We start from the raw sequence: 24,772 nt of genomic DNA, 5'->3' as shown, positions 1-24,772 counted from the left end.
TGTTTACTGCTAAGAAGCGCCGCCCGTCAAATGTAGACACAGGAGATCTGGCGGCATGCTCTTTACATCGGTGGTGCTATGCCATCTTTACCCGCCGCAATACCACGGGCAACCAGCTGGCCTTTGTCATCTTTCATTGCAAACAGCACGATTTTCACGCCAGGTTTCAGCAGGCTGCGGTCACCCGGTGCCAGCAGAACAACCGGGACGTCATCTGGCACCACGACGGTTTTTTCGGCGTCATGGTATTTCACTGTCAGAGTACGGCCATTGCTGTTAACCAGCTTGCCGACGGTACCGTTGGTCATGGTATTGATTTTACCGTCAGCGGATTCAAACGGATTGAAACCTTCGCCGCTGCCGCGCAGGCTTGGGGCAAAGACGTGAACTTCCAGCGCTTTCAGCGTTCCGTCGGCCTGAGGAACTGCCGCAGTACCGATGAAGCTGTCGGCTTTGATGTCTGAAATTTGACCTTTGGTCACGCTATTGATTTTGGTCTGGTCGGTCAGTTTGACATCCAACTTCTCCCCCTGACGAGTGGTCACCTGTACGGAGGAATCATTCACTGAATCAATGGTTCCGCGGGTGGGTTTGATCACGTTATCAGCGGCGAATGCACCGCTACACATCAGCAGGGAACTCAACAGTAAGCCAGCAAGGTGCGTTGATTTCATCATAGTCACTCTCCATATTTTGCAGGTCAGTCAAGGCTGTGGTGTTGCCACCAAGCGATTTGTGCAGATCTTTGTGTAGATCAAGAATGGACGATAAACCGGAACCTTGAGATGACAACTTGATGACAAAATTGTCATCAAACATAACATACGAAACTGTTAAGCTTCGGGGATGGAATGATTGGATGATGAACGCATGCGGATACTGGTTATTGAAGATGACATCAGCACCGGCGACTACCTGAACAAAGGATTGGGCGAGGCGGGTTATCGTGTGGATCTGGCGCGTAACGGTGCTGACGGTCTTTTTCTGGCGCTGGAAGAGGGCTATGACGCCGTGATCCTCGACGTCATGCTACCCGGACTTGATGGCTGGCAGGTGATGGAAGTGCTGCGCAAAAAAAGTGACGTGCCGGTGTTATTCCTTACCGCGCGTGACGAAGTACAGGACCGCATTCACGGACTGGAGCTGGGCGCTGACGACTACCTGATCAAACCTTTCTCGTTCACGGAACTGGTGCTGCGCATCCGTACGTTACTGCGCCGCCCGACCGCACGCGAGGCTGATACTTTCTCGTTGGCTGACCTGCATCTGGATGTGCTGCGCCGGCGGGTAACGCGCCAGGAGCAAGTGATTGCGCTGACCAATAAAGAATTCATGCTGCTGCATTTACTGATGCGTCGTGAAAGTGAAGTGTTATCCCGTACCATGATTGCTTCACAGGTATGGGATATGAATTTTGACAGCGATACCAACGTAGTGGACGTGGCGGTGAAACGCCTGCGCGCCAAAATTGACCGAACGTTTGATGTCAAACTGATCCATACCGTGCGCGGTATCGGCTACGTTTGCGAAGTGCGCTCATGAGTGCCGCGGCCTCAGTCAAGCCGTCAAAACGCGCCATGTCGCTCACCTTGCGCGCCACGCTCCTGTTTGCTCTGATCGCAGCCCTGGTGGTCAGCGCCGTTGGTTTTTATCTCTATTATTCGATGGAGAAAGAGCTGATCCGTCGCGCTGACTACCAGGTGACCGGCAGAGTGCAATATTTCCGCCATCTGCTGGCCAACGATTTCCCACTGTCGCAGCTGAGCCGCAGCCCCGAGCTGTTCGAGAATATGCTTGGCAATGAGCGGGATATCCTGCAATTCAGTTTGGAAAACCAGCCGCCGATTATTAATGTCAATCCGTCGCGGCTGCCTTTGCCTGACGTCGAACCGGTAGCCGACGGCAATCAACTGTCGCTCAATTCCATCCATCATCTATCGGCAAGCGACGGCACGCCGGTTCGCTTTACCTCGGCAGCGGTGCGCATGCAGGATGGACGCACTGTGGTTATCTCTGCGGCGCATTTCATGGCCGGTGAGGCACAGATGCTGGCGGCTTTTCGCCTGGAAATCATCGGTGCAGTGGTCTTCGCGTATCTTCTGATCGCCGTGCTGGGCTTTGGCGTGATCCGTCGCGGTCTGCTCCCTCTGCGTAAAATGGCTCAGGAAGCCGCAGGGATTCATCCAACCAGCCTTTCAACACGCCTGAGTGCTGAAGATGCCCCGCAGGAGTTGCAGCAGTTGATCCTGTCCTTCAACGCGATGCTCGACCGGCTGGCCGAAGGCTATGAGCGACTGACCCAATTTTCAGCCGATCTGGCGCATGAGATCCGTACGCCGGTAGGTGCATTAATGGGCCATTGTCAGGTGGCGCTCTACCAGACACGCAGCACCGAAGAGTATGAAACCTTGCTGGCTAACAATATGGAGGAGCTGGAGCGCATCTCGCGCATGATCGAGAATATTCTGTTTCTGGCCCGCGCCTCGCATGCCCGCTCAGTACTCAATATTACTCCACTGGCGCTGGCGGCAGAAACCACCCGCGTGGCGGATTATTTCGAAGGGTTGGCGGAGGAGCGCGGCATGCAACTGGTGTGCAAAGGGGAAGGCATGCTGTACGCCGATGCGATCTTATTCCAGCGCGCGCTGAGCAATCTGGTGGCCAATGCTATCCACTATGGCGATGAAAATACGCAGATTTGTGTTCAGGTAGAGCAGGACGGGCAGGGAACGCGGATCCACGTCAACAGTACCGGTGCACCAATACCGGACGGCAAGCGTGAGAAACTGTTCGATCGCTTTTACCGGGCTGATGCCTCGCGCAGCGAAGGGGGAAGCTCCAATGGGCTGGGCTTATCCATCGTGCAGGCCATCATGGCGCTGCATCAGGGGAGTGTTACTGTGCTGAGCCTGGCACACAGTCAAACGCGCTTTACATTATACTTCCCCACCGTGCATGAAGAAAAAACCTCCATTTTTTCTCAATAGGGCTTCAATAAACCGTAAAAACTTACTTTTTTAACTTATTGAAATATAATGATTTCATTAATAATGTTACATTATTGCATTGAATGAAATGATTGAAGCCGAACCAAATGCATGGGTTGCCGGTCAGAATAAGTTATCGACGTGCCATCTACCTCCTGTTTTTGACATCTCGACACGCGCGGGCATTACAACGCACACTGACTTTTAAAAAAGAGTTACATATTACCGATGCATACATTACGCTTACTTTCGCAACAGAAAATTTCTCTGTTTATTGCGCTTTATTTGGGAATTCTGCTTAACCTTCCGATTTTCTTCCGTCGTTTTGGCCAGTTACATTACGATAATGTCTTGTCCATCGCGGTAGAAATGCTCGCCTCATTTGCGCTGGTCTACTTCCTGACATTACTGCTCTCCTTCACCGGTAAAACCGTTTTTCGCGTGCTGGTCAGCCTGATCGTGATCTCGTCGGCAGCGGCCAGTTACTACATGATTATGTTCAACGTCGATATCGGTTACGGCATTCTGGCGGCGGCGCTGGCGTCGGACTCAATCGATCTGTCGAAAGAGTCCATCGGTACGCACTTCGTAGTCTGGACTGTGCTATTCAGCTTGCTGCCGCTGTTGCTACTGTGGGCTAGTAGAATGCCAGGCTCGGCGCTGAAGGAGAGTAAACCGAAAGGCTTGTTGAAGAAGGTGGTTTTGCTGGTGGCTGCAGGTCTGACGTGTTACTTACCGCTGCAACTGATGGGCAAAGTGCAGGATAAACACGATCTGGAGAATAACCGCACGATGGCCAGCTATGGTGGCGTCGTGGCGGGAACGTATTCACCCTCCAACTGGCTCTCCGCGCTGGGATTATTTGCCTATAGCTCCTACAGCAAAGCCGAAGATAATAAAAACCTGTTCGATCCGGCCAAGCACTTCACCTATACCCCGCCAAAAGATGTCAAAGATCTCTACGTGGTGTTTGTTATTGGGGAAAGTGCGCGTCGTGACCATATGGGCCTGTATGGATATGACCGTGATAACACGCCCTATTTGAGCAAAGAGAAAAATCTCGCAGCGTTGCAGGGTTACTCGTGTGACACTTCTACCAAATTATCACTGCGCTGTATGTTCGTACGCGAAGGTGGGGCGTCCGAAGCGCCACAGCGCACGCTGAAAGAAGCCAATGTGTTCTCGGTAATGAAGAGTAATGGCTGGAGTTCAGAGCTTTATTCCATGCAGAGCGAGGCCTGGTTCTATAACAAAACCCGTGTTGATGATTATTCCCTGCGTGAGAATATTGCCTCTGAGAAGCGAAATGCCGGTAAACCGGTGGATGACATGCTGCTGGTCGACGAAATGAAAGACTCAATGGCCAATCACCCTGATGGTAAACATCTGATCATTTTGCACACCAAAGGCTCGCATTACCTCTATTCCGACCGTTATCCGCGTTCATTCGCCAAGTATCAGCCGGAGTGTATGGGCATTGATGACTCTTGTTCGACCCAGGAGATGATTAACGCTTACGATAACTCGTTGCTCTACACTGATTACTTCCTCGAGCAGGTGTTTAACCAACTGCGTGATAAGAATGCCATCGTTTTTTATGCTTCTGACCACGGTGAGTCGATCTCTAAAAGCAAGCATTTCCACGGTACGCCGCGTGATCGCGCACCCGTTGAACAACGCACGGTTCCGATCATGGTGTGGGCGTCAGACAAATTCCTGTCCGATGACCAGAACCGTGCCGGTTTCCAGCAATTGCAAAAACTGGCCGCTGAGAAAAAACCGGTGTTCCACGAGAAGCTGTTTGACTCGATTCTGGGCTGTATCGGTTACACCTCGCCGGACGGTGGGATTGTTGAGCAGCGCAACTGGTGCCATGTGCCTGCTGGTCAGTAGCGTCACCGGGTAAAGTAAAAAGCCAACTAAAAACTGATGCCGCCGTTTCGTCGTTTACCGATGAAACGGCGGCACTGTTTCATCTGAAAGCCTGCAGGCTAAATGCCTCCAGAGCATCGGTATCCGGCAGGGCGGTCATGGCCCCTTTTTCCGTGGTCGCCAGTGCACCACAGCACATCGCCTGGCGTATAATCGCCTGCCAGCGCTCTGAACTATCATCGCCCCCTCGCTGAGCCAAACCAGCCAGCAAACCCGCAACAAAAGCGTCGCCCGCCCCGGTGGTATCAACCGCTTTCACCGCCGGGGCGGCATAGCATTGGAGTGAGGCATCTATTCTCTGATAGACCAACACTCCCTTTTTGCCCTGCGTCACCAGCAACAACTCCGGGTTATAGCGTTGACATAAACGGATTAGCCCTTCTGATTGCAGGACTTCGCCGGTCAAATATTCCAGTTCGTCTTCAGAGACTTTTATCACGTCAGCCATCAACAGCGCCTGATGCAGACATTCGCGCAGCTGCGTCTCATCCGGCCACAGGTCATAACGAATATTTGGGTCAAAACTGACTTTTCCGCCGGCGGTTTTCATTTGTTCCATCGCCAGAAATGCCGTCGTTCGCGACGGTTCAGCGGACAGCGAAATGGAACACAGATGTAAAAACTGGCCCTGTTCGAAAGCGGGAATGTCGGCAGGTTGCAGGAAAAGATCGGCGCTTGGACGCACCATAAACGTGAACGACCGTTCACCGTCAGCGTCATTTTCCACCACGACCGTAGAAGTCCGGTGATAGGGGTCCAGATGCATAAAGTCGATATTTACCGCTTCGTCATGCAGCGTCTGGCTTAGAAAGTGGCCGAAAGGGTCATCCCCCACACGGCCGATAAATGCACTATCCCCGCCAAGACGGCTGATCCCAACTGCCACGTTGGCGGGCGCGCCACCAGGACATTTCAGTAAACGGTCACCTTCTTCCGGGATCAAATCAACAACGGCATCGCCCAATACCCATACCCGATTATTCATGTTCATTCCCTTTGGTCAATTCCTGATAAATGCTGGTTTATAAAGTAGAAGAACCGGTTTAGCTAATCAAGTACAAATGAATTATTAGGATTAGGTGACGATTTGCCAACAAGATCACAATTACAGCATAAGACCAGCGAACTTCGTTGCCTGAATAGCTCATAAATGATTATTGTGTGCAGGAAAACCAGTTTAGCAATTTAGCTAGATAGTTTTCCCATAATAATTAAGCTTCCTCTGGGGAATGAAAAATGATGATGAAACCACGCTATCTGGCTGTTGCTATTGGACTTATTCTTTCAACTGCCGCTCAGGGTGCTGACCCTTCTGCCAGCGCCATCGAAGCGCGGTTTAATGCGCTGGAAAAACGCCTGCAAATGGCGGAAAGCCGTGCCACCAAGGCAGAAGCCCGCGCCACGGATGCAGAACAGAAGGTGACAAAGCTGGAAACACGCACCGCCAGCAATGAACAGCAAACCCGCCAGGTGGCAAAAACCGCTGAAATTAATCAACAACAAACCGCCGATGTGGCTAAACGTACTGAAACGTTAGCCAGCACTAAAAAGAGCGATACCGATAACAGTGGGTTTAAATTCAGCGGTTATGCCCGTTCCGGCGTGATCATGAATGACTCCGGCACTTCAACAGAAAGCGGCCCTTACGTCACGCCAGCCGGTCAGACCGGTGGTGCGGTTGGGCGTCTGGGGAATGAAAATAATACCTACGTTGAAGTGAACCTGGAACATAAACAGACCATGGCCAGCGGTGCGACCTCCCGTTATAAAGTGATGCTGGCGGACGGGCAGCGCAGCTATAACGACTGGACGGCTACAACCAGCGAGCTGAATATTCGACAGGCGTTTGTCGAACTCGGCTCGCTGCCGACCTTCACCGGCCCATGGAAAGACTCTACGCTGTGGGCCGGTAAGCGCTTCGACCGCGATAACTTCGATATTCACTGGCTGGATTCCGACGTCATTTTCCTCGCCGGTACCGGTGGCGGTATCTATGACGTGAAGTGGGGCGATAACCTGAAAAGCAACTTCTCGCTTTATGGACGTAACTTTGACGATCTTGACCGAAACAATGACAACAATGACGATACGCGCATTGAGAACTACATTGTCACAGCCAATAACTTTGCCGGACCTTTCCAGTGGATGGTTAGCGGGCTGCGCGCCAAGAACAATCAGGATCGTGAAAATATCGGCACGCAGGGCGTCAGCAATGCGGCAGACACCGGCTTCCACACCATGCTGGCATACCATGGCGACAGCTTCTACGGCCTGCGTGAAGGGACATCCAAAACCGCTCTGCTGTATGGTCACGGTTTAGGGGCGGAAGTGAAATCATTGGGTTCAGATGGCCGTCTGACCGATGACGCCAACACGGTACGTCTGGCGACTTACGGTATTACACCACTGAGCAAAAACTGGAGTATTGCGCCTGCCGTTCTCGCTCAACAGAGTAAAGACCGGTACGTCTCGGGAGATGATTACCAGTGGGTGACCTTTAACACCCGCCTGATTCAGCAGATCACCGAGAACTTCGAACTGGCCTATGAAGGCAGCTATCAGTACATGGACCTCGATCCGCAGGGCTACCAAAATAACAATAAAGTGAAGGGTGGATTCTACAAGTTGACGTTCGCACCGACGTTCAAAGTCGGTGATATCAGCGACATGTTGAGCCGCCCTGAAATCCGCTTGTTCGCGAGCTACATGGACTGGAGCCATCAGTTGGACAGCTATTCTTCCAGCGATTCGTTCGGTACCGATGGCTTTGCCTCCGGCGGACAGTGGAACTTCGGTATCCAGATGGAAACCTGGTTCTAACCAGCAGGATTTGAATCACCATGACACGCCTGATTCAATCAGGCGTTGTTGCTCAGGGTAATAAAAGGAACGCTATGAACATCAATGCAATCGCGACAGAACTGCTTCCATTGTTAGGGGGTAAAGACAATATTGCCAGCGCTGCGCACTGTGCAACACGCCTGCGTCTGGTGCTGATCGATGACAGCCTGGTCAACAGAAGTGCCATCGAAAAAGTCGAAGGTGTGAAAGGTTGCTTCAGTAATGCCGGGCAGATTCAGATCATTTTTGGCACCGGTCTGGTGAACAAAGTCCACGCCGAATTTATTAAGGTGGCGGGTGTTGGCGAATCGAGTAAGTCCGAAGCGGCAAATATTGCTGCGCAAAAACTCAATCCGTTCCAGCGTATCGCGCGCGTGCTGTCCAATATCTTCGTGCCGATCATTCCGGCTATCGTGGCGTCCGGCCTGCTGATGGGTCTGCTCGGCATGGTGAAAACCTACGGCTGGGCAAATCCCGAGAGCGCGATTTTTATCATGCTCGACATGTTCAGTTCGGCGGCGTTTATCATTCTGCCGATCCTGATCGGCTTCACTGCCGCGCGTGAGTTTGGTGGTAACCCGTTCCTCGGCGCCACTTTAGGCGGCATTCTGACCCATCCGGCACTGACGAATGCCTGGGGCGTGGCCAGCGGTTTCCATACCATGGATTTCTTTGGTTTGGAGATAGCGATGATCGGCTATCAGGGCACGGTATTCCCGGTGCTGCTGGCGGTCTGGTTTATGAGTTTCCTCGAAAAACGCCTGCGTAAAGTGATCCCCGATGCGCTGGATCTGATCCTAACGCCGTTCCTGACGGTGATTATCTCCGGTTTCATCGCCTTCCTGATCATCGGCCCGGCCGGTCGTGCGCTGGGCGACGGTATCTCCTTTATTCTCAGCACCTTGATCGCTCATGCGGGCTGGTTCGCAGGGCTAATCTTCGGCGGACTGTATTCGGTGATTGTTATCACGGGTATTCACCACAGCTTCCACGCCATTGAAGCCGGGCTGCTGGGTAACCCGAGCATCGGTGTGAATTTCCTGCTGCCGATCTGGTCGATGGCAAACGTCGCGCAGGGCGGTGCCTGCCTGGCGGTGTACTTCAAAACCCGCGATGCAAAAATTAAAGCCATTGCTGTACCCTCTGCATTCTCCGCCATGTTAGGCATTACCGAAGCCGCGATTTTTGGTATCAACCTGCGCTTTATGAAACCGTTTATCGCCGCATTAATCGGTGGGGCACTGGGTGGCGCATGGGTGGTGGCGATGCACGTCAACATGACCGCCGTCGGCCTGACCGGTATACCGGGACTGGCGATTGTGCAGGCCAGTTCGATACTCAGCTATTTGATTGGCTTAGTGATTGCTTTCGGCACCGCCTTCCTGTTGTCATTGCTGCTGAAATACAAAGCGGAGAGTGAATAATGACGGAAGTAAGTTTACTGAAGCAGGCGCTGCGCAGCGTGGTGGCGGGGCAGGTAAAAGCCGCCGCCGATCCGTACCGTCCCGGTTGGCATCTTGCGCCGCCGGTCGGTTTGCTCAATGACCCGAACGGATTCGTTCAGCATAACGGTCGTTATCATCTGTTCTATCAATGGAATCCGCTGGCCTGCGCGCATGGTGCAAAATTCTGGGGGCACTGGAGTTCTGCCGATTTGCTGAGCTGGCGGCATGAGCCTCTGGCGCTGGCACCGGCGGAAACCTATGAATCGCACGGTTGCTATTCTGGTTCGGCGGTGGTGGATAACGGCCAACTGACGCTGGTTTATACCGGCAACGTGAAATATTCCGACGGCAGCCGCACGGCATTTCAGTGTCTGGCACGTGAAAATGCGCACGGTGAATTTGATAAAACCGGTCCGGTGTTGGATTTACCTGGGGGTTACACCGGCCACGTGCGTGATCCAAAAGTGTGGCAGCACCTTAGCCACTGGTACATGGTACTGGGTGCCCAGGATCTGCAGCTGCAAGGCAAAGTGCTTTTGCTGCGTTCCGCTGATTTGCTGACGTGGCAGTCACTCGGCGAAATTGCCGGATCCGGCCTGAACGGATTGAGCGAATTTGGTTACATGTGGGAATGTCCTGACCTGTTCAGGCTCTCCGGCAGCGACGTGTTGATCTGTTGTCCGCAGGGCTTACCTGCGGAATCTGACCGTTATCAGAATACGTTCCAGTCTGGTTATTTCATCGGGCAGTTGGACTATGATGAGGGGCATTTTCCACACGGTGATTTCCATGAACTGGATTTGGGTTTCGAGTTTTATGCGCCGCAAACTACGCTGAGCGACGATGGCCGCCGCCTGTTGATCGGCTGGATGGGTATCCCGGATGGCGATGAATTCTATCAGCCGACGCTCGAACAGGGCTGGCTCCATACGATGACCTGCCTGCGTGAGTTGACGCTCGAAGACGGCAAGGTCATTCAGCGCCCAGCGCGGGAGTTGCAACAGCTTCGCGGTGAGATGCAGGAATGGCAGGGTATTGCCCAGGAAGCGCCGGTCTGGGAGGTGTCGCACGCTGAAGTTGAAATCGAAACAGATCAGCCGTTCAGGGCAGATGTGGGTGGAGACCTCGCTTTGGCGTGGGACGGCGAGTGGTTGAAGCTTTCGCGCAAAAACCGCCGCAGCGGGGAACTTGAGCAACGCGTCTGGCGCGGTGCCTTACGTCATTTGAGCCTCATGTGCGACAGTTCCAGCGTTGAGATTTTCATCAACGGCGGTGAAGCGGTGATGTCCTCGCGTTATTTCCCTGTTTTACCGGCACAACTCATCTTCAGTGGAAAGCAGCCGATTGCGCTGCGCCACTGGTCGTTAGCCGATTGCGTGATAGAATAAAAGTCTTTCCGGACAACAGAATATGGCGCAGTGAAAAAGACCAAACGCATCACTATCAGCGGCATAGCCGAACTGGCTGGCGTGTCGAAATCGACTGCCAGCCAGGTGCTTAACGGACATAGCAAAAAATTCCGTATCTCTGATGCCACACGCGACCGCGTTCTCGCGGTCGCGGCTGACCAACATTATCAACCCAGCATTCACGCTCGTTCCCTCAACGTAACGCGCAGTTATACGCTGGGGCTGGTGGTGCCGGAGATGACCAACTACGGCTTTGCGGCCTGCTCCCACGAACTTGAGAACTTATGCCGTGAAAACGGCATGCAGTTGCTGATTGCCTGCACCGATGAAAACACCAGTCAGGAAATGACGGTGGTCAATAACCTCATTCAGCGTCAGGTCGACGGTCTGATTGTGGCCTCCAGTATGCTCAATGATGCGGAATATCAGAAAATCAGCCAGCAATTGCCGGTCGTGCTGTTTGACCGTCATATGAGTGACACTGAACTGCCGCTGGTGGTTTGCGAAGCTATCGAGTCATCGGCTGCGTTGGTTGAAAAAGTGGCAAAGTATCAGCAGGAGGAGTTCTACTTTCTGGGCGGGCAGCCGCGTATTTCCCCGACCCGCGATCGTCTGGCAGGTTATCAGCTCGGGCTGGAGCGTGCCGGGGTGACCCTAAAACCTGAATGGATCCTGTACGGCAATTACCATCCCAGCTCTGGCTATGAAATGTTTGCCAATCTCTGCGCCCGTCTCGGGCGGCCGCCGAAAGCGCTCTACGTGGCATCCTGCGGGTTGATGGAAGGGGTGCTGCGCTACATGAGCCAGCACAAATTACTGGAAAGTGATATCCATCTATGCAGTTTCGATGATCATTATTTATATGACTCTCTCTCGGTAAAAATTGATACTGTGGCGCAGGATTGCCCTGAGTTGGCGATCCACTGTTTTGACATTGTCATCGGCCTGATTAACGAGCAGCAGCCCGCGCAAAATCAATGTTATCTTTCACCGCAATTGCATTGGCGCCATGCCGATACCCTGAGTGAGCCTTAATTTCATGCAGACATTTCGAATTGTTGTCAGCGTATTAACCGTCATTATGACGTTGCTGACCTTACTGCCTTTATCAAAAAATCAGCGTTGGTGGGTAAGAGTGTGGGATTTCCCCCGCTTTCAAATGGCCACGCTATCGCTGATTTTTCTGCTGACTGAACTGTGGATTTTGCCATTAGGCGGCCCGCTGGCGACGCTTATCGTGCTGCTGTCGCTGGCCTGTATGAGTTATCAGGCCTGGTGGATTTTACCTTATACGCCGCTGTATCCGGTGCAGGTTAAAAAGACCCTACCCAATGGGCACCCGAGGCTAAAAATCATTAACTGCAACGTGTTGATGACCAACCGCGAATCTGCCCGTTTGCTGAACATTGTAAAAGAGAACCGCCCGGATATTCTGGTGCTGCTGGAAACGGATTCGTGGTGGGAAGATCGAATGGCGCCGCTGGAAGCGGACTATCCACACAGCCTGAGGTGCCCGCTCGACAATCTGTATGGCATGCACGTTTACTCACGCCTGCCGATCTTTGACGGAAAAATTCAGTATCTGGTTGCTGATGGTATCCCGTCGATGCACTTTCGCGTTGAGCTTACGTCAGGCGATCAGGTTATCCTGCACTGTCTGCACCCGATGCCGCCAAGTCCGACGGAAGATGACGAATCCACTAACCGCGATGGTGAGCTGGTCGCGGTTGGCCATACCGCCGCTCGCGCGAGCTATCCGACCATCGTTACTGGTGACCTGAACGACGTGGCGTGGTCGCGTACTACGCGGCTGTTTATGAAAGTCAGCGGTCTGCTGGATCCGCGTCGCGGACGTGGTATGTTCAACACATTCCACGCGAGTTTGCCGTTTTTACGCTGGCCGCTGGACCACGTTTTCCACAGTAAAGAATTCACCCTGATTGACATGCAACGCCTGCCACCGATGGGTTCCGATCACTTCCCGATTATGGTTGAACTGGCACTGACCCCACAGCAGGGAAGTAGTCAGGAAAGTCTTGAAATCGACCGCGAGGATGTGCAGGAAGCTGAGGAAAAGCTGGAAAGCGCCGGAGTGAAAAGTACTGATGTGCACCGGGCTGAGTTAGTGAATATTTAATGTTCTGATAGAAAAGTAAAAACCCGCTTGCGCGGGTTTTTTTATACCTTGTAGATCTTACTCAGGAAACGTCAGCGTATTGCCTGGCGCTTCGCGATTGATGTGCAGGAAGTTCAGATGACGTTCGTACTGATCGAGAATGTCATTGATCACCTGATGTTTGGTGAAGTCCATCAAATCATTACCCTGAGTGCCTTCCAGCAGGAAGGTTTCCAGACGGTAATAATGTGATTTTCCAGAGCGGGCCCGGTAGGTAAAGCCCGGTACGGCGTAACGCACCGGCCAGATCTGATACACAAAGTTCTGCTCTTCGCCCAGAGCCACAATCAGTTCGAAGTGATTGAGCTTCTCGTCTTCCAGCGGTTCGTGCTCGTTGAACTCTACTTTGGCACCGCGCAGTTTCAGCTCCTGCGCTACGTCGAGCATTGCCGGACGACACACCTGATCCATCATGCGCAAGGTATGCGTGGTGCCAGGGTAATTCATCACCCGCGACAGACGCTGCTTCCAGTTTAATACCGCATCACCGCCTGATGTCGGCATCGGTGCCAGCGACTGTTGCGTACTGGCCCGTCGGAAGTCTTCCAGCCGCAGTGACTTATACAAGCCCGCCATGATGAAGAAAATCACAAAGCTGAACGGTAGCCCCATGATCACTGTGGCGTTTTGCAGTGCCGAGATCCCGTCGGTCATCAACATCCCGAGGGTCAGAATTCCGATGGTCAGTGACCAGAAAATCCGCAGCCAGTTCGGCGCATCGTTATTGATATCCACCAGTTTTGAGGTGAAGTTACCCAGCACCAGTGAACCGGAATCCGCCGAGGTGACATAAAACAGTAGACCCGTAATGGTGGCAACCGACGCACTCAGTGTAAAGCCTGGATACTGCGCCAGCAGGCTGTAGACACCGCGTTCGGGATGGGCAATCACTTCGTTGGCGAAATCAAGATTGCCATGAATGATCTGGTAGAGCGCGCTATTACCGAAGATTGACAACCACAGCAGGGTGAAGACAAACGGAATGATCAGCGTACCCAATACAAATTGACGAATGGTACGGCCACGTGAAATACGCGCAAGGAACAGGCCGACGAACGGGGACCACGCTACCCACCATGCCCAGAAGAACAGGGTCCAGCTGTTCATCCACTCGGTTGGACGGTCAAAGGCAAAGGTGTTGAGCGTCATGCCCATAAAGCGGTTGATATAGTCGCCGATGTTCAGGACTAGCGCATTGAGCAAGAACTCGGTATTGCCGAAGAACAGCAGGAACAAGATCAATCCCACCGCCAGCAGTACGTTCAGTTCAGAAAGAATACGGATGCCTTTGTTCACCCCGGAGGTCACCGACACCGTTGCCATCACCACGGAGAGCAAAATTAGCGATGCCTGCACGGTGAGGTTCTCGGGGATCTGGAACAGGACTTTCAGGCCGTAATTGAGCTGCACAACGCCGATACCCAGCGTAGTCGCGATCCCAAAGATAGTCCCGACCACCGCCGCGATATCCACCGTATGGCCGATTGGGCCATAAATACGCTTGCCGAAAATCGGATAGAGCGCCGAGCGGATAGTCAGCGGCAGGTTATAGCGGTAGCTGAAATAGGCCAGCGCGATACCCATCAGGGCATACATCGCCCAGCCGGTTAAACCGTAGTGGAACAGTGTCCAGGTCATGGCCTGTCGCGCCGCCTCCAGGGTCTGTCCCTGGCCCTCCGGCGGTAGCATATATTGCGTCACCGGCTCGGCGACGGAGAAGAACATCAGATCGATGCCAATCCCGGCAGCGAATAACATGGCAGCCCAGCTCATCATACTGAATTCGGGTTTGGATTGTTCAGGGCCGAGTTTTATCGAGCCAAAGCGCGAACAGGCAATGAACAATACAAACACGATGTACAGCGTTGCAGCCAGCATGTAATACCAGCCAAAAGTTTCGGACACCCAGTTAAGCGTATGGCTGAGCCATTTTCCCGACAGTTCGGTGTAGAAAATAGACATCAGCGTAAACGCCAGAATTAATCCCGCTGAGGTGAAAAAAACCACCTTATTGAGTTCGTCACGTGGTTTATCGGACAGTTTGTCAGTCTTATCGACAGCAGCCATCGTATCCCCTGTTATATGAATAATTAACTTAATTTCAATGAATTAGAATAAATATCAGTACATTTCACATACAAATCACTAACGTACTGGAAATAAAATATATTCATTTTTAATTGAACGTTCAATCAAAAAAAAGTTAAATAGAGTCAGTAACGAGGTTATCAATGTCCGAAAGCGCAGTTTAAATTCGAGGTTGAAACGGTTTTCGGCGGGGCTATTTTTTCAGGAGTCGGACCCATGCCCAAAGTAGGAATGCAGCCGATAAGACGGCAGCAATTGATTGAAGCAACACTGGCCGCAGTCAACGAGGTGGGGATGCATGAAACCTCCATTTCGCAAATTGCCCGCCGCGCTGGCGTCTCCAATGGCATCATCAGTCACTACTTTCGTGACAAGAATGGTTTGCTGGAGGCCACCATGCGTTATCTGCTCAGTCACTTGGGGGAAGGGGTGCAGGAAAGGTTGTCACGGCTTGATGACAATGCCCCGACGGCGAGGCTCCATGCTATCGCCGAAGCTAATTTCGACGACAGCCAGACCAACAGCGCGGCGATGAAAACCTGGCTGGCCTTTTGGGCCAGCAGTATGCATCACCCGCAGTTGCATCGCCTGCAGCAGGTGAACAGCCGCCGGCTCTATTCAAATTTATGTTCTGAGTTCAGGCGTTTTTTGCCTAAGGATGCGGCGCGTTTAGCAGCCCAAGGTATGGCCGGGCTGATTGACGGTCTGTGGTTAAGAGCCGCACTCAGCGGCAAGGCCTTCAACCGCGATGAAGCGTTACAGATAACCTATCGCTTTATTGAATCACAAATTTCGCAGCCCCGTCCGGCTGCCTGAACTCAGACCGCACTGATCGAGGAGAACATCATTATGTCCCGCTACGGCACCCAAAAACTGTATATCGATGGACGCTATCAGGAAAGCACTGGCAACGAGACGTTTGATGCCATCAATCCGGCCAATGGCGAAGTCATTGCCACACTGCAAAACGCCACGGCCGAAGATGTCGATTTAGCCGTCAGCGCCGCACGTCAGGGCCAGAAAGTCTGGGCGGCAATGACTGCCATGCAGCGCTCGCGAGTTTTGCGCCGCGCGGTGGATATTCTGCGCGAACGTAATGACGAGCTGGCCGCCATCGAAACTGCAGATACGGGCAAACCCCTGTCTGAAACGACGGCGGTGGATATTGTCACCGGTGCAGACGTGTTGGAGTACTACGCCGGGCTGATCCCGGCCATTGAAGGCCAGCAAATTCCGCTGCGCGACTCTGCTTTTGTTTACACCCGCCGTGAACCACTTGGCGTCGTGGCCGGTATCGGTGCCTGGAACTACCCTATTCAAATAGCGTTGTGGAAATCAGCTCCGGCGTTGGCGGCCGGTAATGCGATGATCTTCAAACCAAGCGAAGTGACCTCACTGACCGCGCTGAAGCTGGCCGAAATCTATACCGAAGCGGGTGTGCCTGATGGTGTCTTCAGCGTGGTAACCGGCAGCGGTGCCAGCGTGGGTCAGGCCCTTACTGACCACCCGCACATTGCCAAAATCTCTTTCACAGGCGGCGTTGCCACCGGCAAGAAAGTGATGGCCAGCGCTTCTGCTTCGAGTCTTAAAGAGGTCACGATGGAGTTGGGCGGTAAATCGCCGCTGATTATTTTCCCGGATGCCTGTCTCGATAAAGCCGCTGACATTGCCATGATGGCGAACTTCTACAGTTCTGGTCAGGTTTGTACCAACGGCACCCGCGTTTTTGTGCCGAAAGCCTGTCAGGCAGAGTTTGAAGCCAAAATCCTCGGGCGCGTGCAACGTATCCGTTTGGGCGACCCGACTGATGAAAATGTCAATTTCGGCCCGCTGGTAAGCTTCGCGCACCGGGACTCCGTGCTGCGCTACATAGAAAGTGGCAAGCGTGAAGGCGCCCGACTGCTGGCCGGTGGCGACCGCATTATCGACGGCGACTATGCCAAAGGCGCCTATGTTGCGCCGACGGTATTTACTGACTGCCGCGATGATATGACTATCGTGCGCGAAGAGATCTTTGGGCCGGTGATGAGCATCCTGACCTACGACAGCGAAGAGGAAGTAGTGCGCCGTGCCAACCATACCGAATATGGTCTGGCCGCCGGGTTGGTGACACAGGACCTTAACACCGCACACCGCGTTATTCACCAGTTGGAAGCTGGAATTTGCTGGATTAACACCTGGGGTGAATCTGACGCGGCCATGCCGGTCGGTGGTTATAAGCACTCAGGTGTGGGCCGTGAGAACGGCGTCAGCACCCTTGAACATTACACCCAAGTTAAATCCGTGCAGGTTGAGCTGGGCGAATTCAGTTCGGTCTTTTAATCCGCCATCCGCATAGGAGAAATCAATGGATTACGATTACATCATTATTGGCGCAGGTTCTGCCGGCAACGTACTTGCCACCCGATTAACCGAAGACAGCAACGTCAGCGTACTGTTGCTCGAGGCCGGTGGCCCCGACTATCGGATGGATTTCCGCACCCAGATGCCTGCGGCACTGGCTTTCCCGTTGCAGGGGAAACGCTATAACTGGGCGTATGAAACCGAGCCTGAGCCTTACATGAATAACCGCCGCATGGAGTGCGGGCGCGGTAAGGGACTGGGTGGTTCGTCGCTGATTAACGGCATGTGCTATATCCGCGGCAACGCCATGGATTTCGATAATTGGGCTTCGATGCCGGGCCTGGAAGAGTGGAGCTACCTGCACTGCCTGCCTTATTTCCGCAAAGCAGAAACCCGCGATATCGGCCCGAATGATTTCCACGGCGGCGATGGCCCGGTCAGCGTTGCCACGCCAAAGAAAGGCAATAATCCGCTGTTCCACGCGATGATTGAAGCGGGCGTTCAGGCTGGTTATCCGGCGACTGAAGACCTTAACGGTTATCAACAGGAAGGTTTCGGCCCGATGGACCGTACGGTGACGCCTAAAGGCCGTCGCGCCAGCACGGCGCGCGGGTATCTGGATCAGGCCAAACCACGTTCCAATCTGACAATTATTACCCATGCATTGACCGACAAAATTTTGTTCGACGGTAAACGCGCGGTGGGTGTCAGCTATTTTAAAGGCGATGAATATAATGCCAAAACCGTCAACGCCAAACGTGAAATCCTGCTGTGTAGTGGTGCGATTGCCTCGCCGCAGATTTTGCAACGCTCCGGCGTAGGGCCGGCGGCGTTGTTGAATGGTCTGGATATTCCGGTAGTGCATGACCTGCCGGGCGTCGGCGAAAATCTGCAGGATCATCTGGAGATGTACCTGCAATACAGCTGCACGCAGCCAGTTTCACTGTACCCGGCGTTGCAGATGCACAACCAGCCGATGATCGGTGCAGAGTGGCTCTTTAAGGGGACCGGCGTCGGTGCCAGTAACCAGTTTGAAGCAGGCGGCTTTATCCGCAGCCGTGAAGAGTTTGCCTGGCCGAATATTCAGTATCACTTCTTGCCAGTGGCGATTAACTACAACGGCAGCAATGCGGTGAATGAGCACGGATTCCAGGCTCACGTTGGCTCTATGCGTTCGCCAAGCCGCGGTCGCGTGCAGGTAAAATCAAAAGATCCGCGCCAGCATCCGAGCATTCTATTCAACTATATGTCCAGCGAACAGGACTGGCATGAGTTCCGTGATGCTATCCGCATTACCCGTGAAATCATGGCACAACCGGCGCTGGACCCTTATCGCGGGCGTGAAATCAGCCCAGGCGTAGACGTGCAGACCGATGAGCAACTTGATGCTTTTATCCGCGAACACGGTGAAACTGCCTTCCATCCATCTTGTTCGTGCAAGATGGGCAACGATGAGATGTCCGTCGTTGACGGACAGGGGCGAGTACACGGCATGCAGAGCCTGCGTGTAGTAGATGCTTCGATCATGCCGCAAATTATTACCGGCAATCTGAACGCAACCACTATCATGATCGCTGAGAAAATTGCCGATAAAATTCGCGGGCGTGAGCCACTGGCGAAAAGCACTGCTGAGTATTATGTGGCAGGTGAGGCACCGGTAAAGAGGGTTAAATCATTGGTCTAATGAAGAGCCCTGCTGTCTTTATCGTTACAGCATGATAAAAAGAGATAATCTTCGGGTTATCTCTTTTTTTTAGCTGCCGTTCAACATCCACATTGTGTAATAACAGGAATATTCATGACCGATAAAAACAATGATATCGTCTGGCAGGATTCACACCACAGTAAGCTCAGCGCGGTGCAGCTTTACGCCATTCTGGCATTGCGCAGTGAGGTATTTGTGGTCGAGCAGGCTTGTGTTTATCAGGATATTGATGGGCGCGATCTGATCGGTGAAAACCGTCATGTGATTGGCTGGCAAAACGGCGAGCCGGTGGCTTATCTTCGAATCCTTAATCTGGACGACGAAGTGGCAATTGGCCGGGTGATCATTGCCCCAGTGGCACGCGGGTTGAAGCTGGGCTACCAATTGATGGAAAGGGCGCTCGCCTCCTGCAAACAGCACTGGCCCGATGCGCAGGTCATTCTTTCGGCACAGGCGCATTTGCAAAAATTCTACGGGAGTTTAGGGTTTGTGGCCTACACGGAGATCTATGACGAAGATGGAATACCGCATATTAGTATGAAATTTGAGGGCGTTTCAGGGGCCCTTTAACCGCTATTGGGCTGCTGCGCAAACCTGCTTTAAGTCTTTAATTTCAAATTCAAATTCAAATTCAAGGTCGTGGGCGTCGGCCCACACCGACCAAAGGGCGGCCAATCGCCGCCGTCCTTTGGAATCCCGGGCTTTTTAAAAACAGTAGCTGCGCAAGTTGGGATGGCCGCGTTTCAGTGGCCACTGTGATAGCCGCAATTAGGCGGTTCCTTCGCTGCGGGTTTCGAGCCTCGGGTCTCGAACCACTTGCTCAGCGCCATTTTTGAATGTGGCCTCGACATTTTAAAAGACAAGACAGTCTGGCTTTGAACTTGAACTTGAACTTGAACTTGAACTTGAACTTGAACTTGAATTTAGAAATGCTTCGGCCGCATTCAAAAAGTCACCGGCAAGTCGGTGGCGAGACAACGTCGCACTGCGACGGCCCGAAGGGCGAGGCCAAAGGTCGAGTAAACCCGCAGCCGGGGATCGCGAAGCGATGACTTTTTGCGGCTATCACTGAGATACCTGAAACACGGCCATTGTGACCCGCGTAGCTGTTGTTTTTAAGAGCCGGGGATTCTGAAGGGGCGCGGCGATAGGCGCCTCTTCAGGCCGGTTTGGTTGGCAACCCAAGGTTTTGAATTTGAATTTGACCAAGCCGGTTTTGGTGGCAACCCAAAGGTTCCGCAATGCCCCATTGCTCACCGTTCCCAATAAGGTGGCTCGCCGAATTTTTCTAACAGAAAATCAATCACCGCGCGGACTTTCATGGATGGCTGTTTACTGTTTGGGTAAACGGCAGAAATGGTCTGGGCCTCCAGCGATGTCGATACCTGATACTCATCCAGTACGCTGACCAGCCGGCCGTCATGCAAGGCGTCGCCTATCAGCCAGGTCGGGAAGACCACCAGCCCCATGCCGTTTATAGCGGCCTGCGTCAGGGTTTCCGCATTATTGCTGGTGAGCACACCCTGCAAGCTGTAAGGCTTCCATGTCGTGCGAGGTTGGCGAAAGAACCAGCGCTGCGAGCCGGCAAAACCTTTAAATACCAGACAACTGTGCTGTTCCAGTTCCTCAGGGATAGCGGGAATTCCGGCGCGTGCCAGATAAGCTGCACTGGCGGCCAGTTTGAAATGCTGATGCCCAAGCGTGCGTGACTGCAGGCTGGAATCGGCCATCACGCCGATGCGGATCAGTAAATCGGTGGCGTCGTGCAAGGGATCGATAAAATCATCGGTTTGCATCAATTCAACGTTCAGTTTGGGATAGCGGCTGCACAGCTCATGCAGCCAGGGGGCAATATGGCGTTGGCCAAACACCACCGGCGCATTGATCCGTACCAGGCCGCCCGGCTCCAGATCCTGTTCCTGTAAACCGCGCATTGCCTGCTCAAGCTGCCCGAGCACCTGACGGGCGTGGTGAGCGAGCAGTTTACCGGATTCAGTTGGGCTTACCGTTCGGGTATTGCGATAGAGTAATTGCGTTTTCAGCGCCTGCTCCATCTGCTTGATTACCCGCGAAATGGTGGACGGCGAAATGGCCTCGCGGCGAGCCACTTCTGAAAAACTGCCCTGATCCAGTACCGCTACAAAGAGTCGCAGTGACTTGAAGTTGATCTGATTAAAATCTTCCATTTATGCGTATCTCGCAAAAGTGTTTTTCTGATTATCCTGTTTTTAGCAATGCTACGCTACGTTATAGTCCGCTTCTTTTTTCGCGGCATAACAGGAACACAATGAATCTGATCTTAATTCCGCTGGTGGTGTTGGCGGGTATGGGGCTATCAGTTGAGGCTGGGCTGATTGGTCCGTTGGGAACTGAAGTTGGCCATTTATGGGCCACGCTGAGTATTTTTGGTGTTGGATCGGTGCTGACAGGTTTACTGGTGCTTTTCTTTAGCCCACGCAATGCACCTGCATTTACTCAACTACCTGGATGGCAACTGCTGGGTGGAGTGCTGGGGCCGGTTTATGTGATTGTCCTGACGCTGGCCACGCCGCTGATTGGTATTGGCCTGACGATGATCGCCATTCTCTCTGGTCAGGTCGCCAAAAGTCTGATGATTGACCACTTCGGTTGGTTTGGCAGTCCGGCGAAAAAAGTCGGCAGCGAACGTTTGCTTGCGTTGGCGTTTATATTGGCCGCGTTGATTTTGATTGCCTGGAGCTGAACATGACTGAACTGTTAATGATTATTCTGGCCGTGATCGCCGGTGCAGCCTTAAGCATGCAGGCAGCGGTCAATGGCAAACTGGGCGAAAAAGTCGGGGTACTGAAAAGTGCTTTTCTGACCTTTAGCGTGGGCGCGGCGATCACCGCTGTGCTGATCCTGTTTATTGAGACACCACAAACCGCGACTCTGCTGACGGTGCCTAAGTGGCAACTGATGGGCGCACTGCTTGGCGTACCCTACATTATTATTATGGTCACTGCCGTCCCGCGTATTGGCACTGCTGCGGCGACGGTGGCTGTCATTCTTGGGCAACTGACGATGGGTATGCTAATTGATAATTTCGGTTGGTTGCAGAACCCGACTATCGAGCTTTCATGGCAACGTATCGCGGCAATTCCCTGTCTTTCCATTGCATTATGGTTAATTTACCGCAGTAATCGCCGCTCGTCTTAACGTGCATCTCGTGTCTGGCCTTATGTCAGACGCGGATCAAACACCATGATTTCTGTCTGTACAGTCTCAAGCAGAGCGGCGAAATCTGCATGCTGTGGATTCATAATGGCGTTGAATTCACTGGGTACAATCACTGAGGGTACCCGTAAACCTACGCTTTCGCCGGCCAGCAGCCATTGCTCCCCCAGACTTTGGGTGCTGTCCGGTGGCGAGGGGTCTTTCCAGTCAGACTGTAACTGAGACAAATCCAGCTGCGGTAATTTGTCTTCTGGGATCTCAATACTCAGCAAGGTGTAGGTCTGTAATAGCAGGCTGCTTTGCAAATGCACCATGATCTCCAGTATCGCCAAAGAAATGCTGGTAGCGAGATACACCACTGGCTTACCCGGCGGATTCCACCGGCCACCAAACAGTTGCGCACCTGAACCCGACCATGCCGTCGCCAGATGTTTGGTTTTGACGATGCGATAGAGCTTCAACCAAACACTCCGTACTCCAGCCTGCCAATCAGGCGGTTAACTTCCAGCGCGCCAGCTTCTGACGTTAACATTTCCACCGGTGGCATTCCGGCCAGCGCAGGGGAAGGGCGGCGTATCCACTCAAGAGCGGATACACGATCCCCTTCGAACAGATCGGTGGCGGCATCAATAATACGAATCAGCCGTGCAACACGCTCGCTCTCATCTGTTTTCAGCAGGCCATTTTCCGCTTTGCGGCGGGCGAAGCTGCGTTCGTTAATTCCCATAATTTCAAGCAAAGCCATTTTTGACCACCCCAGTTCGGCATTCAGGCGATTGATACTATCCACCGAAAAACCTTTCTGTATGGCATTAATCAAACTTATTCCTCCGCTTGCGGGAAGCCCCGCAGATTGCCAAAGACGCATTGCAGGAACGTGCGAGTTTTTGGAGTGCAGATCTGAAATTTTAGTTTGCATGAGGATCCCCTTATTTTGCTAATTGTCATCATGTTATCACGCCAGTTGTCATATGTGCATATTTTGCTCAATAAATGTTTTCCTCAGCATAAAAATGCGCTTATCAGCAATATGTGAAGCTTGTGTGACTCCCATCACACAAACTATGTATCAGGATGAAACAAGAATTGACAAACATTGACCAAGTCTATTTATTAGCTAACAAAAGTTGAATCCGATTTGGAGTGACTGGAAATTGCCCAACCTCTGCATTAATGGCTCGGCAATTTGGTGCAGACCACAGTTTCAGATTCTTTTTTATGCGTAGTGATGTGGCATGCCAATTACGGTTTTAAACAGGCAGTGGTCCTGAGCAGAGATTCAGGCGTGCATGTTTCTTAAAAATTGTCTCCTTCTGGCAGGGAGTAGCTTCCTAATCCGCTTCTGGTAAACAAATGAACAATAAAATTATTGCAGCTGGCGCACTTTTAGCCTTGTCTTACAGCGCAACAGCGCTGGCGGATGACACTAACGGGGAATTCGTTTCCGACTGGTGGCATCAAAGCGTTAACGTGGTAGGCAGCGCCGATACGCGTTTCGGACCAACGATTCGTAATGACGTCTATTTAGAATATGAAGCCTTCGCGCACAAAGACTGGTTTGATTTCTACGGCTATATTGATATTCCAAAAACCTTCGGGGCCGGTAACGGCAACGACACCGGGATCTGGGATAAGAACGGTTCCCCGCTGTTTATGGAAATCGAACCGCGTTTCTCTATAGACAAACTGACCAATACCGATCTGAGCTTCGGGCCGTTCAAAGAGTGGTACTTCGCCAACAACTATATCTACGATATGGGCCCGGACAGCGATAACCGTCAGAACACTTGGTATATGGGTCTGGGTACTGACATCGATACCCACTTGCCAATGAGCCTGTCACTGAATGTGTATGCAAAATACCAGTGGGAAAACTACAGCGCTGCCAATGAAAATAGCTGGGACGGCTACCGTTTCAAAATTAAATATTTCGTGCCATTGACTCCACTATGGGGCGGTAACCTGAGTTACATCGGCTTCACCAACTTCGACTGGGGTTCCGATTTGGGTAAAGACGACTTCACTGATGTGAATGGCCGTAAAGCGCGTTCAAGCAACTCTGTCGCATCCAGTCATATTCTCTCGCTGAACTATACCCATTGGCACTACTCGCTTGTGGCACGTTACTTCCACAACGGTGGCCAGTGGCAAGACGGTGCTGAGCTGAACTTCGGCCAGGGTAACTTCGACGTGAAGTCTACCGGCTGGGGTTATTACGGCGTGATCGGCTACAACTTCTAATCGCCCATCAGCACCAATATTTTAGAGAAAACCCGGCATTGCCGGGTTTTTTTATGGCGCTATTTTTTAGCCTCAATCGCAATCACTACTTGATTGTTATTCTCCGCTTTCAGGGTGAAATCGACAACTTCCCCTTCGTTGATGCCTTTTAACAACGCCGGATCCACCACGTTGAACTCCATGGTCATGGCTGGCCAGTTGATGGCGGCAATCGGGCCGTGTTGCAGCGTTACCTTGCCAGCGGTGATATTTACATTTTCCACGATGCCGCTGGCATAGGCCGTGTCATTTTTTACCGGATTGTCTGCCATTTTCATTCCGGTAATATCACCGGACAGGTTTTTTTCAGCAGCCATCGCCGTTGCAGAAAATAGTATCGAGATAGCAATAACAGTGATGATTCTAAACAT

The 24,772-nt window shown here is 52.4% G+C and carries 22 protein-coding genes; 15 read left to right on the top strand and 7 right to left on the bottom strand.

Going from position 1 to position 24,772, the window contains the following annotated elements:
- Positions 1-62: 62 nt before the first annotated feature.
- On the bottom strand, positions 63-677 hold the full coding sequence (locus ACMV8I_RS15110) for a hypothetical protein (RefSeq protein WP_498866035.1): 615 nt from the start codon (positions 675-677) through the stop codon (positions 63-65).
- 193 nt (positions 678-870) lie between these two features.
- Between ACMV8I_RS15110 and ACMV8I_RS15105 the strand changes: the two genes are divergently transcribed.
- The 3 genes from ACMV8I_RS15105 to eptB all read left to right on the top strand — a co-directional run bounded on the left by ACMV8I_RS15105 (position 871) and on the right by eptB (position 4,880).
- Positions 871-1,542, top strand: a complete 672-nt coding sequence (locus tag ACMV8I_RS15105; protein WP_498866131.1) for a heavy metal response regulator transcription factor — start codon at positions 871-873, stop codon at positions 1,540-1,542.
- The gene (locus tag ACMV8I_RS15100) at positions 1,539-2,987 is read left to right on the top strand and encodes a heavy metal sensor histidine kinase (protein WP_498866034.1); all 1,449 of its coding nucleotides are present in this window, start codon (positions 1,539-1,541) and stop codon (positions 2,985-2,987) included. The genes ACMV8I_RS15105 and ACMV8I_RS15100 overlap by 4 nt, the downstream gene beginning before the upstream one ends.
- A gap of 228 nt (positions 2,988-3,215) precedes the next feature.
- Positions 3,216-4,880, top strand: a complete 1,665-nt coding sequence (gene eptB / locus ACMV8I_RS15095) for a kdo(2)-lipid A phosphoethanolamine 7''-transferase (RefSeq protein WP_498866033.1) — start codon at positions 3,216-3,218, stop codon at positions 4,878-4,880.
- Positions 4,881-4,959: 79 nt separating this feature from the next.
- On the opposite strand, the gene cscK is transcribed toward eptB, so the two are convergent.
- Positions 4,960-5,904 carry a fructokinase gene (cscK, locus tag ACMV8I_RS15090; protein WP_498866032.1) on the bottom strand — a complete coding sequence of 315 codons (945 nt, stop codon included), beginning with the start codon at positions 5,902-5,904 and terminating at the stop codon, positions 4,960-4,962.
- 251 nt (positions 5,905-6,155) lie between these two features.
- Between cscK and ACMV8I_RS15085 the strand changes: the two genes are divergently transcribed.
- The 5 genes from ACMV8I_RS15085 to ACMV8I_RS15065 all read left to right on the top strand — a co-directional run bounded on the left by ACMV8I_RS15085 (position 6,156) and on the right by ACMV8I_RS15065 (position 12,751).
- Positions 6,156-7,739 carry a carbohydrate porin gene (locus ACMV8I_RS15085; protein WP_498866031.1) on the top strand — a complete coding sequence of 528 codons (1,584 nt, stop codon included), beginning with the start codon at positions 6,156-6,158 and terminating at the stop codon, positions 7,737-7,739.
- Between the two features lie 74 nt (positions 7,740-7,813).
- Positions 7,814-9,184: a sucrose-specific PTS transporter subunit IIBC gene (locus ACMV8I_RS15080; RefSeq protein ID WP_498866030.1), complete on the top strand. Its 1,371-nt coding sequence runs from the start codon at positions 7,814-7,816 to the stop codon at positions 9,182-9,184.
- On the top strand, positions 9,184-10,593 hold the full coding sequence (locus ACMV8I_RS15075; protein ID WP_498866029.1) for a sucrose-6-phosphate hydrolase: 1,410 nt from the start codon (positions 9,184-9,186) through the stop codon (positions 10,591-10,593). Before ACMV8I_RS15080 ends, ACMV8I_RS15075 begins: the two co-directional genes overlap by 1 nt.
- Positions 10,594-10,623: 30 nt before the next feature.
- The gene (locus ACMV8I_RS15070) at positions 10,624-11,649 is read left to right on the top strand and encodes a LacI family DNA-binding transcriptional regulator (protein WP_498866028.1); all 1,026 of its coding nucleotides are present in this window, start codon (positions 10,624-10,626) and stop codon (positions 11,647-11,649) included.
- Between the two features lie 4 nt (positions 11,650-11,653).
- On the top strand, positions 11,654-12,751 hold the full coding sequence (locus tag ACMV8I_RS15065) for an endonuclease/exonuclease/phosphatase family protein (RefSeq protein WP_498866027.1): 1,098 nt from the start codon (positions 11,654-11,656) through the stop codon (positions 12,749-12,751).
- A gap of 57 nt (positions 12,752-12,808) precedes the next feature.
- Here the strand turns inward: ACMV8I_RS15065 and ACMV8I_RS15060 are convergent, their stop codons facing one another.
- Positions 12,809-14,857: a choline transporter gene (locus ACMV8I_RS15060; protein ID WP_498866026.1), complete on the bottom strand. Its 2,049-nt coding sequence runs from the start codon at positions 14,855-14,857 to the stop codon at positions 12,809-12,811.
- Positions 14,858-15,094: 237 nt separating this feature from the next.
- Between ACMV8I_RS15060 and betI the strand changes: the two genes are divergently transcribed.
- The 4 genes from betI (at position 15,095) to ACMV8I_RS15040 (ending at position 19,496) form a co-directional block, all read left to right on the top strand.
- A complete protein-coding gene (gene betI, locus ACMV8I_RS15055) occupies positions 15,095-15,694 on the top strand; it encodes a transcriptional regulator BetI (RefSeq protein WP_498866025.1) in 600 nt (199 codons plus the stop codon).
- A 33-nt stretch (positions 15,695-15,727) separates the two neighbouring features.
- A complete protein-coding gene (gene betB, locus ACMV8I_RS15050) occupies positions 15,728-17,200 on the top strand; it encodes a betaine-aldehyde dehydrogenase (protein WP_498866024.1) in 1,473 nt (490 codons plus the stop codon).
- A 25-nt stretch (positions 17,201-17,225) separates the two neighbouring features.
- Positions 17,226-18,905 carry a choline dehydrogenase gene (gene betA / locus ACMV8I_RS15045; protein WP_498866023.1) on the top strand — a complete coding sequence of 560 codons (1,680 nt, stop codon included), beginning with the start codon at positions 17,226-17,228 and terminating at the stop codon, positions 18,903-18,905.
- Positions 18,906-19,019: 114 nt separating this feature from the next.
- Positions 19,020-19,496 (top strand): GNAT family N-acetyltransferase, encoded by a 477-nt coding sequence (locus ACMV8I_RS15040; RefSeq protein WP_498866022.1) that lies wholly within the window; start codon positions 19,020-19,022, stop codon positions 19,494-19,496.
- A gap of 683 nt (positions 19,497-20,179) precedes the next feature.
- On the opposite strand, the gene ACMV8I_RS15035 is transcribed toward ACMV8I_RS15040, so the two are convergent.
- A complete protein-coding gene (locus ACMV8I_RS15035) occupies positions 20,180-21,112 on the bottom strand; it encodes a LysR family transcriptional regulator (RefSeq protein ID WP_498866021.1) in 933 nt (310 codons plus the stop codon).
- A 101-nt stretch (positions 21,113-21,213) separates the two neighbouring features.
- Here ACMV8I_RS15035 and ACMV8I_RS15030 point away from each other — a divergent pair, with 101 nt between their 5' ends.
- Complete coding sequence (locus tag ACMV8I_RS15030) at positions 21,214-21,648, top strand: DMT family transporter (protein WP_498866020.1); 435 nt, start codon at positions 21,214-21,216, stop codon at positions 21,646-21,648.
- A 2-nt stretch (positions 21,649-21,650) separates the two neighbouring features.
- On the top strand, positions 21,651-22,103 hold the full coding sequence (locus ACMV8I_RS15025) for a DMT family transporter (protein WP_498866019.1): 453 nt from the start codon (positions 21,651-21,653) through the stop codon (positions 22,101-22,103).
- Between the two features lie 20 nt (positions 22,104-22,123).
- Here ACMV8I_RS15025 and ACMV8I_RS15020 read toward each other — a convergent pair whose 3' ends face one another.
- Positions 22,124-22,582: an RES family NAD+ phosphorylase gene (locus tag ACMV8I_RS15020; protein WP_498866018.1), complete on the bottom strand. Its 459-nt coding sequence runs from the start codon at positions 22,580-22,582 to the stop codon at positions 22,124-22,126.
- Positions 22,579-23,040: an Xre family toxin-antitoxin system antitoxin gene (locus ACMV8I_RS15015; protein ID WP_498866017.1), complete on the bottom strand. Its 462-nt coding sequence runs from the start codon at positions 23,038-23,040 to the stop codon at positions 22,579-22,581. The genes ACMV8I_RS15020 and ACMV8I_RS15015 overlap by 4 nt, the downstream gene beginning before the upstream one ends.
- A 434-nt stretch (positions 23,041-23,474) precedes the next feature.
- Here ACMV8I_RS15015 and ACMV8I_RS15010 point away from each other — a divergent pair, with 434 nt between their 5' ends.
- Entirely contained in the window at positions 23,475-24,362 is an 888-nt protein-coding gene (locus tag ACMV8I_RS15010) for a nucleoside-specific channel-forming protein Tsx (RefSeq protein WP_498866016.1), read from the top strand.
- Positions 24,363-24,421: 59 nt separating this feature from the next.
- On the opposite strand, the gene ACMV8I_RS15005 is transcribed toward ACMV8I_RS15010, so the two are convergent.
- Positions 24,422-24,772, bottom strand: coding sequence for a copper-binding protein (locus ACMV8I_RS15005; RefSeq protein ID WP_498866015.1), 351 nt, complete (start codon positions 24,770-24,772; stop codon positions 24,422-24,424).

The sequence above is a fragment of the Ewingella sp. S1.OA.A_B6 genome, from assembly GCF_049889095.1.
Classification (GTDB): domain Bacteria; phylum Pseudomonadota; class Gammaproteobacteria; order Enterobacterales; family Enterobacteriaceae; genus Ewingella.
This window is presented reverse-complemented; position numbering and strand designations above follow the sequence as displayed.